Raw genomic sequence first — 18,092 nt, forward strand, 5'->3', positions numbered from 1 at the left:
GCACTCCTAGATAAGCACTTGCGCTAGCATGCGCAAGCCAGTGATGATGAGAACAACGGCGAAGATTTTCTTAAGTAAGCCAGCATCTAGCTTATTGGCTATGCTTGCACCGACAGGCGCAAATAACACGGTTAGCGGAACAATGCAGACAAACCCCAGCAAGTTTACATAGCCGTACGTAGCAAAGGGCGCATCAACAGGAGTGGTACCAACAAATAGCAGCGTAAGCGCCGCTGGAAGCGAAATAATCAAACCGACTGCAGCAGCGGTGCCTACCGCTTTGTGTGCTGGGTAGTTACAAAATGTGAGAGTCGGCACGGTTAACGTACCGCCACCAATGCCTACCATAGAACTGAATAGCCCAATGCAGGTTGCCATAATCGACTGACCCGCGCGGCCCGGTAGCCCCTTAAATAGCGCGTCTTTCTTGCCAATGAGCATATTCATGGCAGACAAGGTTGCAATAATGCCAAACAGTAAGGTAAGGAACGTCGGGTTAATAGCCGTCACCGCATAGCTTCCGGCAAGCACGCCAATTAAAATGAACACTGCCCACGCTTTTAGCAATACAAAGTCTACATTGCCCTTACTGTGATGAGCACGAATAGAGCTTACTGAAGTAGGAACGATGGTTGCCAGAGACGTTGCCGTGGCTATGACCATAGCGCTCTCAGGGGACACACCAAGAGCTTGGAACAAGAAGAACAGTACTGGCACGATGACAATACCGCCACCTACGCCAAGCATACCTGCTAATATGCCTGCGAAAACGCCTGTTCCCGCAAGCGATAATATAACCGTTAGGTTATCCATTAAAAACTGCATGTGATTTCTTTCTCTTTAACGTTTATTGGTTTAACTATTTGTCAGTGCTGCGTCGTAGCCACTGCGAATAAACTAGCGGTGTCCAAGGTAGGCTTTGCCGTCACTTCTTGGGTCGCTTGCGCCACTCACTGTACCTTCTGTGTCGCGAATGATTGCACCAGCATGACCCATGAGTTCGTTGCAAGGATCTACCGTCACCATATCGTGGCCCCGTGCCAGTAAGCTCTCACCTACGTACTCAACTAAGTCACGCTCTGCTTTTAAGTTGTGACTCTGATCGCCCCAGGTTCTACCAAGTAGCCAACGGCCGAGGGAAATAGCTTTGGCGATAGGTTGGCCGTGGTAGACATGACGAGCAAACAGCGCCGCTTGGGTTTGAGGCTGACCTTCACCACCCATGGTGCCGTAACTCATGCGTCGACCGTCAACAAGCTCAGCGAAAGCGGGGTTAAGTGTGTGAAATGGTTTCAAGCCTGGGGTCAAATATTGGTTACTGTTTGGATCGAGTGAAAACGAAGTGCCACGGTTGTTCCAAACAATGCCTGTTTGCGGGCTCACTACGCCCGAGCCGAACTCCCAGTAAAGTGACTGTATGTAGCTCACCATTCGGCCTTCAGAATCGCAGCAACCCATCCAAATAGTATCGCCGTGCTTGGCTTCATGGGGCCAAGGAAGTGCTTTATCTAATGAGATGTTCTTCACCATTTCATCAAGCACATCGTCACTTAACAGGCTTTGAAGACTAACAGGCGTACGAGATGGGTCGGTTACGTTCGCGTTACGCGCAATGAAGGCTTGTTTCGTGCATTCAATAAGTAAATGCACCATGTCAGCATCGGTGCTGCCTAAATGCTGAACTTTGTCGTACAAGGCTAAAATAATGAGCGACGCCACACCTTGTGTGGGCGCCGGCAAGTTATAAAGCTTGCCTTTGCTGGTGGACACTGACAATGGCTCAACAATTGTCGCTTTGTAATTGTTAAAATCTTCAAGACGAATAGGGGAGCCGGCGGCTTCTAAGTCTTCAGCCAGCTGTGAAGCTAACTCACCGTGATAAAAATCATCTAACCCTTTTTCTGCTAAATGCTTCAAAGTTTCAGAGAGCTTTGTTAGCTTTAAAATTTTACCTTTTTTAAGGGCTTTCCCCTTAATCAAAAACTGAGCGAAATTTTCATCCGCACTTAGCTCTTCAAAGGTTTTGTTGCTGGCATCCACCAAGCTCTGGGTAACTTCAATCCCCCAGTTAGCTTGACTAATCGCCGTATCGAACAATGTGCTTAACGGTAAACCGCTTTGCCATTTGTGACTTAATTCAAGCGCGGCTTGCCAACCAGCAACTGCGCCTGCCATGGTTAATGCTGACTTTCCGCCTCGGCTCGGTATGGCATCGCTACCCTCGTAGAAAGAAGGTGTCGCGCCCTTTGCTGCTACGCCAGATGCATCAATACCAATCGGCTTTTTACCAGGTTCACTGATTAGCCAAAATCCATCTCCGCCCATGCCATTCATGTGCGGGTATTCAACCGCGATAGATGCTGCAGCAGCTACCATAGCTTCAATAGCGGTGCCGCCTTTTTCTAATATGTTCAAGCCCACTTGCGATGCCGCAAAGTGAGGGGCAGTAAACGCTATATTTGGTTTTTCACTCATTTTTAATTCCTTCAAAAACTCGGCAACCGCGCAGTCAGTTTAAGCCCAAATCAGGCAAAATGACGGGCGCTTAGGTCTTACTTCCGCTTTCTAGTTTCAACTTGAATGCGATAGGGCGCTAATGCTTTTTTTAAGTGCAACTTAAAAAAACAGGCGCGCTTTACACGTTTAGCGAGTGGTTAACTTTTTTGCTAACGCGAGAAGTGTAAGATCGTTGCCTTTTTTGCCCACTAGCGATAATCCGCACGGGGCGTTGTGTAGGGTAAACAACGGCAAATGAAGTTGGGGTAATCCCGCAAGCCCAGCTATCGCCGTGAGTGCGAGCAGAGCGTTTCTATCATTTGCCAGCGTTGTTTCATCGGCATCACATCGAGGTGCTACACCGGGTGTCGTGGGAATAATCAATACATCTATTTCTTCAAACAGCGTGTTTAAATGATTGATTACCACAGATTGTTGCGCTTTAGCTTGTTCTACTTCTTGCGTTGTTATGGTTTTACACCAATTCAAGCGCAACATTATATCTTTGGCGATATCGGGTTGAGTGTATTCAATCCATTCGCCATGTTGCTGCCATATTTCATTGCCCTGTAAGGTACGAAAGGTAGCGGCAGTTTGTAAGGTTTTTAAATCTAGCTGTGTCTCTGACAATACAATACAGTCGTTGTTATCTGCCAGCGCTGCAAGCCATGTTTTGCACAGCGATTTGTGAGCGGCCTGCTCAAATAAATGCGCTGCTATGCCAAATCGAGGCGAACCTGATATTTCACTTTGTGTTGCGCTATCTATGCAGACATTGGCAACTTTAGTCAGCGTGTTTAGGTCGCGTGTCATCCAGCCCACGGTATCAAACGACGGGGCAAGTGCCACCATATTGTCGCAGGCCACAACGCCGTGCGTGGTGCGAAGCCCCCATAACCCTTGATAGCTAGACGGTACGCGAATAGAGCCGCCGGTGTCGGTGCCAAGCCCTATGTCGGCAAGGTGCGCGCTAACGGCCACCGCTGAACCTGACGAAGAACCACCAGGTATATGAGCTGGTGCCACTGGGTTTACCAGTGTTTCGTAGTGCTTATTCTGCCCGTGTAAACTGTAGGCAAGTTCATCAGTGATGGTTTTGCCTTTGAACGCGGCGCCCGCTTGAAGCATCTTTGCTACGCAACGATTTGTGTTTTTCGGAATCGAGTGTGTGGCTAACCAATCAGGATTTCCTGCTGCGGTTGGTAATCCTTCAATGTGAAACAAATCTTTTACTGCCAGACCTAGTCCGCTAAGCGGCAATTTACTTTGACTTTTTGCCTGATTCAGCGCTTTTCCTGACGCCGAAAATGCGTCATCTTTAACACTACCGTCAAGACTGAATGCGATTTCTAGGTTTTTAATTGCCTGCGTGAACTTGGCATCACAGGGCTTCAGTACAAAAGGAGAGCTCACAGCGCGTTACTTATTCGTTATTGTTTCTTTATTCGTCTTTAGATTAATGAAACAACTGTTTCATTAAAAAGTCAAGAGAAACGAACGTTGCTTCACTGGGCACTTTAGTAAGTACGTTATTCTCTGTGAGTTACATAATTGGAAAAGCGCTGAGTAAATCGATAAAAAAACTAAGTAAGTTGCTAGAAACCTTGGGGATTTTTCTTCAGGAATGCAACTTCTTCTGGTGTCGACTCGCGCCCTAAAATTCGGTTGCGGTGGGGGTAGCGGCCAAACATTTCAATTATCTGTTGATGGCGCTTTTCAAAGGTGAATTCTCTTTCAAGGCCTTCTTGTGAAAATAGTTCCAATGCGACGTCGTGGATTGCGAGTGATTCACTATGCATAAACGGCATATACAGAAACGCGCGCTGCTGCGGTGTAAGTACCTTATCGGCTTCAACACTTACCGCTTCTTGCGCAAGAACCAAAGCCATGCTGTCTGCACTGAATGCATCTTTCTCATTGCGATGAATATTTCGGGAGAATTGATCGAGAAGAATTATTTCGGCAAGACGACCGGTAGCCGTCGCTCGCCAAGGCCACAACTCGCCCTTTATGGCTGCTGAACGCAATTTTGAAAATCGCGAAGTGATCGTTTTATCTAGTGCAGCATCTTCCTTAAACCAATGCTCTGGAGAGAGTTCTCCAAACCAAAAGTCTAGCACACCGTTAGCTTCTTCCATGACTACTTGCGTTTTATCCATATCAACTCCAACTACACGCTTTTAGCAGTGAAATTAAATTAACAGGTACGTTTTTATGCATTAAAACCCAAAATAAGCGTTGTGAATTAATACTTATACCCATTTTTAAGCGCTTTAGTTCCCTTTACGCTTGCAAAATAACAATTCTCTGCTATCCGATCTCTTTATAGTATTGCTTAAAAAGTGTTCTGTGGGAAGGGTTAACGCTTTGGACTTTCTAGCTCATCCATTTGAATGTAGATGTCAGTAATAGCGTCGACGCGGTCTGCGGCCTGGCTTCCTAATACTTCGTAGGTAAGGTTACACAGTGATGCAACCAAGCTCATTGGAGCCGCGTAACTATCAAAAGGCGAGTCACTGCCAATGTGGCTAACGAGCAGGTGGTCGACATCGTGACGATATCCTTGACCCGTTGGATCGGTAATTAATACGGTTTTACAGTGTTTAATGCTATTTAAAACAAACTTGAATTGACGGGTTCTACGACGAAAACCGAAAAGTACAACAAGATCGTTTTCGGTTAGGTCGATAATATCTTCACTCAGTGTTTGACCGGGCTGAGGAAGCACACGGACCGACGCACGAATTTGTTTGAGCTGCTGCCTAAAATGAAGTGCAATGGGGTAGGCGTTTCTAAAACCAATCAAGGTGACCTGGCCTGCTGATGCCAGCAATTTAGCAATATCTGTCAACGCCTCTGAGGAAGTGCTATCAAATGTATTGGCCAAATTCTTACTATCATTCTCATGCTGAAGAACTCCACTTGAAGGGCTCACAACAGGCACGCCTTGCTCACGTAGCTGAACAAGCGCCTCTTTAGCTTGCTGATGCGAGTCAAAACCCAGCTGGCGAAAGAAGCGACTGACTGTGGCCTTTGACGTCCCCGTTTTTTCTGCAATTAAAGACGTAGATTGACTTAATACTGCGATTGGATTCTGCTGAATATAATGCGCAATAGCCTTGCCCGAAGGGGACAAAGAGGCATAGTGGTTTTCAATTTGCTGTAAAACGTCGCTAGGGCTATTTTTTGTCATTGGTATCGCCTTATACATCTTATGCAATTATTTCACGACTTTTGTGCGATATACAAACACTACCTGAGTTCAACGCGTTCACGTACTTTAAAATAGGTTTTTCGAAGCCGATTATTGAAGTAGATCACTATAATAAGCGTTGTTGCTCATTACTAAAAAACGCTTACAAGTTTCCACTGCTCTTAAAAAACCTTATCTATATAGAGAGTTACGAATGCGTAGTAAAGCATAGGGCTAAAGTAGCACTTAATTAATCACTCATGCTTTGCAAATTGGCACTACACTTTCATAGATATAAACCGTAAAAATTCACAAAAGTGTCATCGGTTGGTAATTATCTTGTTGGTTTAGCATCGATTCTAGTTAGTAAAAACGTTTGGGGAATCGATCAGCGAACCTAGCATGATCGTGAGAAAGAGGTGAGTTGTGGCAAAGCTGTGGTCTGAATTGATCTTGCTCTTTGTGGTGATTCCCTTTGCCGTTCTCTACTGGATAAAGCATTTTGCAAATTATCTCATGCCTATTTTAGGTGTTATGGGACTTTGTTGCTTAGCTATCTTGTTAGCAGATAAGCAATTTAAACGCATTAAATTGTGGCATTGGGAAGACTATCGAACGCATTTAAAAAGTACGCTAAGGTTATTTTTGCCTTGGGCGAGCTTACTGGCGCTGGTAGTTTACTTTTTTAAACCGGAATTGTTCCTACATTGGCCTATGAACCAGCCATGGATGTGGGTAGCTACATTATTGATTTATCCGTTAGTGTCGGTCATCCCGCAAGAGATCATTTTTCGAACGTACTTTTTCCACCGTTACAAGCGAATACTGCCTTCGAAGTATGCAAGGTGGGCCTTAAGCACTTTTTTATTTGGTTTAGCCCACTTAGTGTACGGTAACTGGATTGCTGTAGTCATTTCTTGGATTGGCGGTGGCATTTTCGGTTATCGGTATATGCAAACTAATTCGACGCCCGTGGTGGTTATAGAACACGCTATATGGGGCAGTTTTTTATTTACCATCGGGCTGGGATCTTATTTAGTTATCGCGTCGTAGTTATTTGTATTAAAAATCGAAACACATGAACGCCAAGGAGTGAGGTGATGTTCAGTGCGCAACAAATATTACAACCCTCTATTTTAAATAAGCGAGCGGGGCTTTCTTTCCCACAAACCGACAGCGAACCTTTCATACAAACTTTGCTTCAACAAAGTGACGAAGGTGGCGCAATAAGCAGTTTATCAAGTGCACAGTCGCTACTCTCTCAGCTTTGGGAGAACTTTGTTTATCGATTACCGGGGTTGGCGCTAGGTTTAGTTATCATGGCGGCGTTTATCCTTTTAGCGCCACATATTGCCAAGGTTTTAGTTAAACCGTTAACCCGTACGACCACATCTCCACTGCTGCGCTCAGTCATTCAAAGAAGTGTCAGTTTAGTCTTAATTTTACTCGGTATTTATCTATTTTTGTTCTTAGCTGGGCTCACTGGGTTTGCAATCGCGGTGGTGAGTGGTACAGGTGTGGTGGGGCTTATTCTTGGTTTCGCCTTTCGCGACATCGCCGAGAACTTTATTTCAAGCCTACTGCTTACTATTCAACGCCCCTTTAGGATAGGGGATATCGTACAAATCAACGATTTCACCGGCATCATTCAGAAAGTAACGGCACGTGCGACAACGCTGGTGGATTTTGACGGCAACCATATTCAAATACCTAACGCGTCTATTTACAAAGGGGTAATCAAAAACCTTACGGCCAACCCGCTAATGCGTGGTCAGTTTGTTATTGGCGTTGGCTACGATGCTGATATACAACACGCACAGCAGATGGCGCAAGAAATTACGTCAGCACAAGACAACGTGTTAATCGACCCTGAACCGCAAATTCTCATCGACGAATTAGGCCCCTCGACCTACAACATCAAGGTTTATTTTTGGGTGGATGTAGAGAAAACGAGTGTACTAAAAATGGCGTCGGTGCTGATGCGTAAAATCACTCAGGCCTTCTTAGAGGCGAATATCAGTATGCCTGATGATGCGAGAGAGCGCATTTTCCCTGAGGGTATGCATATTTACCACGCTTCCGAGAAAGACGCTTCAAGCGCTCGCCCTTCTGAAAATGAAGCAAATGAGTTAAGTGAAATAACAACAGGCCAAAAGAACGTAAAAAGCTTGGATAGCGAAAAGAATAGTGGAGCCACAGAAAATAGAAACGAAAGGTCAAGTGCTAAAGGGGCTGGAAATTCGCGCCCACAAGAATCGAAAATCAATGATGATGTGTCTTCCGAAGCTCATGAAATACGTGAGCAGGCTCGGAATTCGAGAGATCCGGAAGCAGGAGAAAATATTCTTTAACATTTGTTATGTGAAGGATTATTGGAATGTGTCATTTGCCCTCTTTTCAAATCTAGAAGGGAAACGAACATATTGAACGTGCTGCAGCATAGCTAGCCAGAAGTGAGGAGATGTTCAGCAAAAGCTGGGCTTGTGGATTTGCTCGTCGCGCTATTAAACAGGCGCGACGGGCGATAGATTACATCTACCAAGGAATCCTTGCCATAAGTTGACATGCGCTTTCATGGCGCTGCTGTATTGATTGAATCCGTCTTGTGACTGTTGCCTGATGTAGCGTTTGAATTCCTCGTGCAGCGACGGCTGCGCAAGCCAGTCTTCCCATAATGGGGCTAGTTTGTAATGGTATTGATTTACCAAACTTCCTACAGGTTGTATCTCCTCAATAAAGAAAAGATAGAATACATTACGCAATATTTTTGCTTTGTCGCTGGCGCGGCCTTCTGGGCAGCTTACAGCATCAAGCTCGGTTTCAAGCATATTCGTAAGCAATGAGAGGTTTTGCGTTAAGGTTTGTTGTGTATGCCAAAGTGTAGCGGGTAACCTGGCTGAGCGTATAATTTTTAACTGTTGTTCAAGCTCGCTGCTCTCAATAATACGCTCACTATTATTTTCATTCGTAGCCTCTGTTTCTGTATCGCTCAATAGCAATTCTTTGTTACTTAAGCTGTTAATGTAATAAAGCGCGTTTACGCTAGAAAGTGCGTCTTTATTATTCTCAACTGAGAAAAGACGTTCAGGTGTGTTAAGCGCCAGACGCAACTCTTGGCTCCCTTGGACTAGGTTTGCCCACGTTTTACTGTAGTCTTGTGTCTTTTGTTCACGCCACGATGCGATGGTTGCTGCCAGTGCCGCGTTTCTCTGGTTAGACTTGTTTTCTTTCGTGAGCGCTGCTTCACAGCTGTTGAGTACATTAAGCAGCTTGCTCTCATAAACAAGCCGCTGTGATGGCAGCTGACTTTTTCCTAGCGACGTATTGCGTTCGGCAACCACTGTGCCTAACTCACAATCTTGCAGCGCATAAAACTCACGCAGGTTTATATTCACGCCCTCAATAGCGTGTTTAAGCGTGGCGGAGTCAGCAAGTTTGGGAAGCGGGGTGGTAATCTTATCGTTAAACGAATCGGGGAGGGGCGTATCGAGTACACGCGAGAGTCGTGCGGCGTAATCGTCAATGCTTTGCTTTACGGTACTACCGCCAAAACAGCCTAGCAAAGCAAACATGGCAACGCTGATGACACCAGCGCGGCAAGCGTTTCTTAGTTGCGAAACTTTTGGGTGCCATGGTTTCACTTGGAAAATATTCACGCGGAGGCACCAGTATGAAGTCCGCGCCCGCCATCGACATAAATGATTTGTCCAGTGATGTAAGGGGCCGAAGCCAAGAACGACAATGTTTTAGCAATATCATTTGGTGTACCTAGTTCACCCAGTGGAATACTCGATATCAGTTTGTCTTTTTCGTCCTCGTCCATTTCCCGTTCTGGCCACAAAATTGCCCCTGGCGCAATACCATTTACGCGAACGTTGGGGGCTAAGTCTATAGCTAACGATTGGGTTAGTGAGGCAAGACCGGATTTAGCAATGAGGTAAACACTGTGTTTGGGAAGTGGACGATCGATATGCATGTCGACCATATTGATAATGCAGCCTTTACTTACCGCTAATGCTGGTGCCAATGCTTGTGACAAAAACAATGGCCCCTTCACGTTACTGCCTATTAGAGATACCCAGTCGTCTTCTGAAATTTCGCCCACCGGAGTGGGATAAAAACTAGAAGCATTGTTTACTAAAACGTTTATCTGACCCCAAATGCCTAATGCTCGCTGCCCAAGTGCACTTACTTCGTCTGAATTACAAAGGTTGGCTTGGATACAGGTAGCAGAGTCCTCCCGCTCACTATTTAGCTTTTCAGCCAGTGCAAGTGCCTCGTCTTTAGAATGCCCATAATGGATAATAACGCGATAGCCTTCGCTATGAAGCTGACACGCCATGGCGGCGCCAATTCGCTTTGCTGCCCCGGTAATGAGTGCTACAGGGCCTGAGTTTGTCATAATAAAAGCTACTCTCTATTTTAAATCGACTTATATCTATTTACAGTTTGCGGTGCTTTCTTTCTTAATCCGCAGGTAAAACGGCTGATGGGCAACAAATGCAAGCGAATTTGTTTGTCACATCAATGCTTGTAAATGTCATCTATTATTTGTTTGGCTTGCGTAATGTAATGCGCGCCGAATAATAACCCGTGATTTAAAATATGGTAAAGCTGGTAAATTGGTTTTCTTAATCGGTAATTTTTTTCAATTGGGGTGTGTTGATGGTAACCCTCAAAGAAAGATTGGGGAAAGCCACCAAACAATTCGGCCATGGCAAGGTCGGTTTCCGCATCGCCAACATACACAGCGGGGTCAAATAACACCGGTCCTTTTTTATTAATGCCTGCATTGCCCGCCCACAAATCGCCATGAAGTAGTGAAGGGTGGGGTTGATGTAAGCTCAAGAGATGTCTTACTCGAGTAACAATATCGTCTATATTGCCATCTCCGCTTTTCCATGTACCAATTGATGCCAAGCGTTCTAGCATGCTACCAATCCGTTTTTCTGCAAAAAAGTCAGCCCAAGACGCCATTCTTCCATTGGTTTGTACACTGGCACCAATGTAATTGTCATGCGGCCATCCATAGCTGGTGTAGGCGTTAACCGCATGAAGTGCAGCGAGTTGCTGTCCTAAAATGAAATAGTCATTATCAGTAGGTTCAATAAATCGAACGTGAGAAAGTACCAAATATTCCATATTAGGCGTTTCATTGGCTGTAATTCCATGGCAAATGACTCGCGGGGTAGCAATGGTTTGCGTGTTAGCGATGGCCGCTAGTCCTTCGGCTTCATGAGATAATTGCTGAGTATCATCATATTTGCGGGTTTTAACAAAGTAGCGATGGGTCGTATCTTTTATGATGTAACTTTCGTGTGTATCTCCGCCACTTACTCGGTCGGCTTTTTGGCAGCTAAAAAACTGCTGGGTTTCATCTGAAATATGCTCGCTGATAAAATGCCACATATTGCACGCTCTGCTTGTTTTAATGCTTTTTTTAAGGCGATTGGAGTGTTGAGTGACTACTTTCCTATGGCACACTAGAACACCAGCGAATAGCTAGTCCAGCAACCTTTATCGCCTTACACTAAAGTATGGGATAAAAACGGTGAAATGCATAAATTCCTACTCAAAATCTTCCTAAACGAAATCAAACCTCCACAAATTAGCCAATAAAGGCTTTTCGATATTGAAGTTGCCCCTACACTGGTTATAATCCACAACTTGCTTTAATACTGAGAAAACTCAGTAAGTTCGACGCGTATGCAGTTTTGCAGTACCAATGCGCTGTATTTTTATGTTGTACTTTAGTCGCTTCAAATAAAGCAAGTTTCGAGTGCTATAAAGCACGATTAAATTTTCAAAAACATGCATGTGGCGCAGAGTAGGCGTCACCACTGTAAAGGAATTAAAATGCCTGTAATTACCCTTCCTGATGGAAGCCAACGCGCTTTCGATAACGCTGTTTCTGTACTAGATGTTGCAAATGATATTGGCCCTGGTTTAGCCAAAGCAACCATTGCAGGAAAAGTAAACGGTGAGTTAGTTGACGCCGTTGATATGATTGACGCGGACGCACAACTTCAAATTATTACTGCAAAAGACGATGAAGGTTTAGAAATTCTTCGTCACAGTTGCGCGCACTTGTTAGGTCACGCTATCAAACAACTTTGGCCTAACACCAAAATGGCTATCGGCCCAGTTATCGACAACGGTTTCTACTACGATGTTGATATGGAAGAAAGCCTAACCCAGGAAGATTTAGCCAAACTAGAAAAGCGTATGCTTGAACTGGCTAAAACTAATTACGACGTGGTTAAGAACAAAGTTAGCTGGCAAGAAGCACGCGATGCATTTGAAGCGCGCGGCGAAAGCTACAAAATAGAAATTCTTGATGAGAACATCAGCAAGGACGACCGCCCAGCACTGTATCACCACGAAGAATACACAGATATGTGTCGTGGCCCTCACGTGCCAAACATGAAGTTCTGCCATCACTTCAAACTGATGAAAGTGGCAGGTGCTTACTGGCGTGGCGATAGCGACAACAAAATGCTTCAGCGTATTTACGGTACTGCGTGGGCAGATAAGAAGCAGCTTAAATCTTACCTACAGCGCTTAGAAGAAGCTGAAAAGCGCGACCACCGTAAAATTGGTAAAGCACTTAACCTTTTCCATTGGCAAGAAGAAGCGCCGGGTATGGTGTTTTGGCACAACGACGGTTGGTCAATTTACACCGAGCTAGAAAGCTACGTGCGTAAGAAGCTTCGTGAATACGATTATGACGAAGTTAAAGGCCCATTAATGATGGACCGCTCGCTTTGGGAAAAATCAGGTCACTGGGACAAGTACGCTGAAAACATGTTTACGACTGAATCTGAAAAGCGTGAATATGCCGTTAAGCCAATGAACTGCCCAGGCCACGTACAGATTTTCAACCAAGGTTTGAAGTCGTACCGCGACCTGCCTCTTCGTATGGCTGAGTTTGGCTGCTGTCACCGTAACGAACCATCGGGTGCACTACATGGTCTAATGCGTGTTCGTGGCTTTACGCAAGACGATGCTCATATTTTCTGTACTGAAGAACAGATCCTAGAAGAGGTGAGTGGCTGTATTAAGATGGTGTACGAGACATACGCCGCGTTTGGTTTCGAAAACATCAAAGTTAAGTTGTCTACTCGCCCAGAAAAGCGCGTAGGTGCTGACGAGATTTGGGACAAATCAGAAGCTGCGCTTGCAGATGCACTTAAAGCCAATGACATCGAGTTCGATTATCAGCCTGGAGAAGGTGCGTTCTACGGACCGAAAATTGAGTTTACACTGCACGATTGCTTAGACCGTGCATGGCAGTGCGGAACCGTACAGCTAGATTTCTCAATGCCAGGTCGCTTGGGCTCTACTTATGTAGCAGAAGATGGCGAACGCAAAGTGCCGGTTATGATTCACCGCGCTATTTTGGGTTCACTAGAACGCTTCATTGGAATTTTGACCGAAGAATTTGCAGGTTTCTTCCCACTCTGGTTGGCACCTCAGCAGGTTGTGGTAATGAATATTACCGACAAACAAGCTGAATATGCCTCAGATTGTGTAAAAAAACTGCAAGAATTAGGTTTTAGAGCAAAGTCTGACTTGCGAAATGAGAAGATCGGCTTTAAAATCCGCGAGCACACTTTGAAGCGTATTCCGTATATGCTAGTTGTGGGCGATAAAGAAATGGAAGCGGGCGAAGTAGCAGTACGCTCTCGTCGCGGTGACGACCTAGGCAAAATGCGCCTGGAAGACTTTATTGCCATGGCTCAACAAGAAGTTGTTGAAAAGACGATTAAGTAGTTGAGCAAATTGTGTATAATACACAATTAAGGTGTCTGCTTTTGGTTTTACTTCGGGTCAACCGACCTCCCAAAAGCAGACAAAAGAATTAAATGTTTGGAGGAATAGCACATTAAAGGCGCTAACAACAAGGCTCAGGGCGACAAAGCCCGCATTAACGATGAGATTAAAGCCAGAGAAGTAAGATTAATTGGCAAAGACGGTGAACAGGTTGGTGTGGTTTCGCTAGCAGATGCTACGCGTGCCGCTGAAGAAGCGAGCCTAGATCTAGTAGAAATCAGTCCAAATGCCGAGCCGCCAGTCTGTAAAGTTATGGACTATGGCAAATTCCTCTTCGAAAAAAGTAAAGCTCAGAAAGAGCAGAAGAAAAAACAGAAGCAAATTCAGGTCAAGGAGATTAAATTTCGCCCTGGCACTGATGAAGGCGATTACCAGGTAAAACTGCGCAACCTGCGTCGCTTTCTTGAAGGTGGTGATAAAGCCAAAGTTACGATCCGCTTCCGCGGTCGTGAAATGGCGCACCAAGACATCGGTATCGATCTACTAAATCGCGTTAAAGGTGATTTGGAAGATATCGCTACTTGCGAGTCTTTCCCACGTCGTGTGGAAGGCCGTCAGATGATCATGGTGCTAGCCCCAAATAAGAAGTAGTAACGGTCTAAAGTTTTAAGGAATCTGCACCCTTAAACACCTTGCTGCTAAACATTAGCCGGTATGAAGTGACTGCAACACGAAAAATACCGATATTAAACAATGCGGAGTTTTAGCAATGCCTAAAATGAAAACTGTAAGCGGTGCCGCCAAACGTTTCAAGAAAACGGGTTCTGGCCGCTTTAAAAGCAAACAGTCTCACTTACGTCACATTCTGACTAAGAAGAGCTCTAAGCGTAAACGTCACCTTCGTGGCAAAAAACTGGTTCATGACTCTGATACCAAATTGGTTCAGCGCATGTTGCCTTACGTATAAGACTTAGGAGACTGATTAATGGCTAGAGTAAAACGCGGCACTATCGCACGTGCTCGTCACAAAAAAGTCCTCAAGCAGGCAAAAGGTTATTACGGCGCACGTTCACGTGTATATCGCGTAGCGGTACAAGCTGTAACTAAAGCTGGTCAATATGCTTACCGTGACCGTCGTCAGCGCAAGCGTCAATTCCGTCAACTATGGATTGCACGTATTAACGCTGCTGCTCGTCAAAATGGTATGTCATACAGCCGTTTCATTAACGGTTTGAAGAAAGCGTCTGTTGAAATCGATCGTAAGATCCTTGCCGACATCGCAGTACATGACAAAGCAGCTTTCAGCGCACTAGTCGAAGCGGCTAAAGGCGCATTAGCTTAATTATTAACTAATTAAGTTTAAGTTCTTTCGGAAAAAGGCGAGCAGGATGCTCGCCTTTTTTCGTTTTTGGGGTTCAGACTTTGTTTTAAACTTATTTAGTCCATTGTTTAACAACGCCCTTCTAATATCCACTTGTTGAATATCTGTAGAAAAGCGCGCCTTCTCTAGCTTTACTCTAGGTTTTCATGCGCAAAGAACAAAAGAGTAGGGGGGCTTCTACATGTGGAATTTTAAACACAAAAAAGCAGAGCCAAAGCTCTGCTTATATTCGCAGCTTAGTACTAAGTACTATTATTTTTTCTCTACACGCCCGTAGCGGTCTGAAAACCTAACTATATCATCTTCACCAAGGTATGCGCCCGATTGAACCTCTATAAGCTCTAGCGGGATTTTTCCGGGGTTTTCTAATGCGTGTACTGCACCGATTGGGATATAGACAGATTCATTCTCTGTTACTAATTGAGTATTGTCATCAATAGTCACATTTGCACTGCCCGATACCACAATCCAATGCTCAGCGCGGTGGTGGTGCATTTGCACAGATAGTTTTTCACCAGGTTTTACCGTAATACGTTTAACTTGAAAGCGTGCACCGCTGTCAATTGAATCGTAGCTACCCCACGGACGGAAAACTTCACGATGGAATTCAAACTCAGGGCGTTTTTCAGCTTTTAGCCTGTTGACCACGGTCTTAATACTTTGAGCGTCATCTTTATGTGCGACCATAACGGCATCTTTGGTTTCGACCACAATAACGTCTTCTAAGCCAATGACAGATACTAATCGCTGTTCTGCGTTCACGTAACTATTATTAGTATTTTCTAAAATAGTATCGCCTACACAAACGTTGCCGTTGTCATCTTTATCGGCAGTTTCCCAAAGCGATGTCCAACTGCCTACATCGCTCCACCCTGCATCTAATGGCACCATTGCAGCGCTGTCAGTTTTCTCCATCACAGCATAGTCAATAGAGTCATCAGGGCACGCGGAAAATATCTCAGAATCTACTCGAATAAAGTCTAAATCAGGTGCTTCAGTTTCAATTGCGCGACGGCAAATCTCTAGCATCTCTGGGTGATATTTACCTAATTCTTCAATATAACGGCTGGCTTTAAACATAAACATGCCGCTATTCCAGAAAAAATCACCTGACTCAACGTACTGTTTTGCTGTTTCAAGTTCTGGTTTTTCTACAAAGTCAGCTACCTCAAATCCAACATTCAGTACATTTCCAGCCTTGATGTAGCCATAGCCGGTGTGGGGCTGGTCTGGAACTATACCAAAAGTTACAAGCTTTCCTTCGTTTGCTAATGCTTCTGCTTTAGTAATGGCACTATGAAATGCGCTTTGGTCTTTAATTAAATGGTCCGCAGCGAGGACAAGAAGAACAGGGTCATTCTCATTTTTTGTGGCATGTAATGCCGCAAGTGCTATTGCTGGTGCAGTGTTTCGCCCAATGGGCTCTAATAAAATACCATCATGCTCTATATTTTTTTTACGAAGCTGCTCAGCAACTAAAAATCGATGCGCATCGTTACATATAAATACAGGAGGCTCGGCATTGGTTCCTTTAAGTCGAGTAATTGTATCTTGAAGCATCGTGCTGTTGGATGTAAGCGACAAAAACTGTTTTGGAAGAGCGGCGCGAGACTTTGGCCAAAGGCGGCTACCAGTGCCGCCAGCCAATACAACAGGTTTCATATGATGATGTCCTTTTCTTGATTTGGTGTACTTCTAATATGCGTTTTTGTTAATGAATCCATTAAATACAGTCATGAATACAATTTTAATATCGAACCAAATAGACCAGCGGTGTATATAGTCTAAATCGTACTCTACACGCTGTACCATCTTGTTCGTGGTTTCCGTTTCACCGCGCAAACCATTCACTTGTGCCCAACCCGTAATACCAGGCTTAACTTTATGTCGCAGCATGTAACCTGTGATGATCTTACGATATTCCTCATTGTGAGCAACCGCGTGCGGGCGAGGGCCTACAATTGACATGCGACCCTGCAGAACATTGATAAACTGAGGTAGTTCATCTAGCGATGTGCGCCTTAAGAAACCACCTATTTTGGTTAAACGCGCGTCGTTTTTCGTTGCTTGCTTAACAACTGCTCCGTTGTCTTGGGTAGTCATAGACCGGAATTTATAAACCGTAATTTGTTTACCATCTAATCCGTAACGCTTTTGTTTGAAAATGACTGGCCCTTTAGATGTGAGCTTAACTGCGGCCGCAATTGCTAACATGGGAACGGAAATCAACATTAAGATCAGACTGCTTAATACAACATCTTCAAACCGCTTCAATACGTCACTGGCGCCTTGGAATGGGGTGTCATATACACTTAGTGCCTGTACATTACCCACGGTTTGCCAGCGAGCGTTAAGCAAGTTGTACATAAAGAAGTTCGGAATTACATAAACGTTAGCGGTGGTATCGCTGCACTGTTCAAGAATTGCACGAATGCGATTTTCTGCACTCATTGGCAATGCTATGTAGATGTAATCAACTTCGTTGCGCTTGGCCATTTCAATGGCTTCTTCAATGTTGCCGAGCACAGCACCCTGCATCTCATGAGGGAGACGTTCTGCTTCACGGTCATCATAAATACCGTTAAAGCGAATACCTAAATGTTCGTTCTGTTGTATCTGAAGAGCAACATTCGCGCCTAAATGAGTAGCGCCAATGATAATAGAACGGCGTGTGTTCAAGCCGCTTTTGCGAATGCGGAAGAGAAACTTGCGCATAATAAAGCGCCACAGAATCAAAACGACAAATGAAGATGCAAACCAAAGCAATATTGCAGGAGGTGGCGTTTTTATTTCTTGAACGAAAAAGTACCCCATCGACATGGTACCGAGAACGCTCAATGTCCATGTGATTGCAGCCGCTCTTAGCATTTCAGGCGTTCTGTGCCCACGCCACGACCGATATAACTCAACGCCTTCGGCAGAAATTTGAAAGCAAATAACGTTCACAAAAAGAAGAATTAAGCTGGTGGTATCTATCTGGGTACCGTAATACGCTGCTGCTGAATAATACAAAATCGTTACCAGCGAAAGATCGATGAGTCTGTAAATGGTTGAAAAACCACTTTGGTTCCTGACTACCAAACCACCATTAGTATTAGACTCAACGGGGTGAGCTTTAAGTGCTTTGTTAGATTCTACTCTATTGTCCATTTAAGTAATCTCTAAGTGAAAAAGTGAAGCCTGTAGCCAAAGCTAACGACAACAAAAACAAGCTAAGCCATGAATTAAGAAGAATAGCGAAGACAACTT

At 44.7% G+C, this 18,092-nt stretch carries 16 protein-coding genes; 6 read left to right on the forward strand and 10 right to left on the reverse strand.

What is annotated here, in order from left to right; all coding sequences use genetic code 11:
* Window positions 1–6 precede the first annotated feature (6 nt).
* The 5 genes from NO989_RS01365 to NO989_RS01385 all read right to left on the reverse strand — a co-directional run bounded on the left by NO989_RS01365 (window position 7) and on the right by NO989_RS01385 (window position 5,689).
* Window positions 7–825, reverse strand: a complete 819-nt coding sequence (locus NO989_RS01365) for a sulfite exporter TauE/SafE family protein (protein WP_371341926.1) — start codon at window positions 823–825, stop codon at window positions 7–9.
* Window positions 826–897: 72 nt separating this feature from the next.
* Window positions 898–2,475, reverse strand: coding sequence for a gamma-glutamyltransferase family protein (locus tag NO989_RS01370; protein ID WP_278343552.1), 1,578 nt, complete (start codon window positions 2,473–2,475; stop codon window positions 898–900).
* Between the two features lie 168 nt (window positions 2,476–2,643).
* On the reverse strand, window positions 2,644–3,909 hold the full coding sequence (locus NO989_RS01375) for an amidase (protein ID WP_278346852.1): 1,266 nt from the start codon (window positions 3,907–3,909) through the stop codon (window positions 2,644–2,646).
* 182 nt (window positions 3,910–4,091) lie between these two features.
* Window positions 4,092–4,655, reverse strand: coding sequence for a DUF924 family protein (locus NO989_RS01380; RefSeq protein WP_371341927.1), 564 nt, complete (start codon window positions 4,653–4,655; stop codon window positions 4,092–4,094).
* Between the two features lie 200 nt (window positions 4,656–4,855).
* A complete protein-coding gene (locus NO989_RS01385; RefSeq protein ID WP_371341928.1) occupies window positions 4,856–5,689 on the reverse strand; it encodes a MurR/RpiR family transcriptional regulator in 834 nt (277 codons plus the stop codon).
* A gap of 426 nt (window positions 5,690–6,115) precedes the next feature.
* Here NO989_RS01385 and NO989_RS01390 point away from each other — a divergent pair, with 426 nt between their 5' ends.
* Entirely contained in the window at window positions 6,116–6,742 is a 627-nt protein-coding gene (locus tag NO989_RS01390) for a CPBP family intramembrane glutamic endopeptidase (protein ID WP_014976215.1), read from the forward strand.
* 47 nt (window positions 6,743–6,789) lie between these two features.
* A complete protein-coding gene (locus NO989_RS01395; RefSeq protein WP_371341929.1) occupies window positions 6,790–8,040 on the forward strand; it encodes a mechanosensitive ion channel family protein in 1,251 nt (416 codons plus the stop codon).
* A 153-nt stretch (window positions 8,041–8,193) separates the two neighbouring features.
* On the opposite strand, the gene NO989_RS01400 is transcribed toward NO989_RS01395, so the two are convergent.
* The 3 genes from NO989_RS01400 to NO989_RS01410 form a co-directional block, all read right to left on the reverse strand.
* Window positions 8,194–9,345: a DUF3080 family protein gene (locus NO989_RS01400; RefSeq protein WP_371341930.1), complete on the reverse strand. Its 1,152-nt coding sequence runs from the start codon at window positions 9,343–9,345 to the stop codon at window positions 8,194–8,196.
* Window positions 9,342–10,091, reverse strand: a complete 750-nt coding sequence (locus tag NO989_RS01405) for a pteridine reductase (protein WP_371341931.1) — start codon at window positions 10,089–10,091, stop codon at window positions 9,342–9,344. The genes NO989_RS01400 and NO989_RS01405 overlap by 4 nt, the downstream gene beginning before the upstream one ends.
* A 122-nt stretch (window positions 10,092–10,213) precedes the next feature.
* Window positions 10,214–11,098: a fructosamine kinase family protein gene (locus NO989_RS01410; RefSeq protein WP_371341932.1), complete on the reverse strand. Its 885-nt coding sequence runs from the start codon at window positions 11,096–11,098 to the stop codon at window positions 10,214–10,216.
* A gap of 447 nt (window positions 11,099–11,545) precedes the next feature.
* On the opposite strand from NO989_RS01410, the gene thrS reads away from it, so the two are divergent.
* From thrS to rplT, 4 genes are all read left to right on the forward strand, one after another.
* Entirely contained in the window at window positions 11,546–13,462 is a 1,917-nt protein-coding gene (thrS, locus tag NO989_RS01415; RefSeq protein WP_371341933.1) for a threonine--tRNA ligase, read from the forward strand.
* 111 nt (window positions 13,463–13,573) lie between these two features.
* Window positions 13,574–14,113, forward strand: coding sequence for a translation initiation factor IF-3 (gene infC, locus NO989_RS01420; protein WP_179985174.1), 540 nt, complete (start codon window positions 13,574–13,576; stop codon window positions 14,111–14,113).
* Between the two features lie 118 nt (window positions 14,114–14,231).
* On the forward strand, window positions 14,232–14,429 hold the full coding sequence (gene rpmI / locus NO989_RS01425) for a 50S ribosomal protein L35 (protein ID WP_012518091.1): 198 nt from the start codon (window positions 14,232–14,234) through the stop codon (window positions 14,427–14,429).
* Between the two features lie 18 nt (window positions 14,430–14,447).
* Window positions 14,448–14,804 (forward strand): 50S ribosomal protein L20, encoded by a 357-nt coding sequence (rplT, locus tag NO989_RS01430; protein WP_012518092.1) that lies wholly within the window; start codon window positions 14,448–14,450, stop codon window positions 14,802–14,804.
* Between the two features lie 291 nt (window positions 14,805–15,095).
* On the opposite strand, the gene NO989_RS01435 is transcribed toward rplT, so the two are convergent.
* Both NO989_RS01435 and NO989_RS01440 read right to left on the reverse strand, forming a co-directional pair.
* Window positions 15,096–16,505: a mannose-1-phosphate guanylyltransferase/mannose-6-phosphate isomerase gene (locus tag NO989_RS01435; protein WP_371341934.1), complete on the reverse strand. Its 1,410-nt coding sequence runs from the start codon at window positions 16,503–16,505 to the stop codon at window positions 15,096–15,098.
* Between the two features lie 33 nt (window positions 16,506–16,538).
* On the reverse strand, window positions 16,539–17,993 hold the full coding sequence (locus NO989_RS01440; RefSeq protein ID WP_014949101.1) for an undecaprenyl-phosphate glucose phosphotransferase: 1,455 nt from the start codon (window positions 17,991–17,993) through the stop codon (window positions 16,539–16,541).
* Window positions 17,994–18,092 lie beyond the last annotated feature (99 nt).

The sequence above is a fragment of the Alteromonas sp. DY56-G5 genome (genome assembly GCF_041414725.1).
GTDB classification, from domain to species: domain Bacteria; phylum Pseudomonadota; class Gammaproteobacteria; order Enterobacterales; family Alteromonadaceae; genus Alteromonas; species Alteromonas macleodii.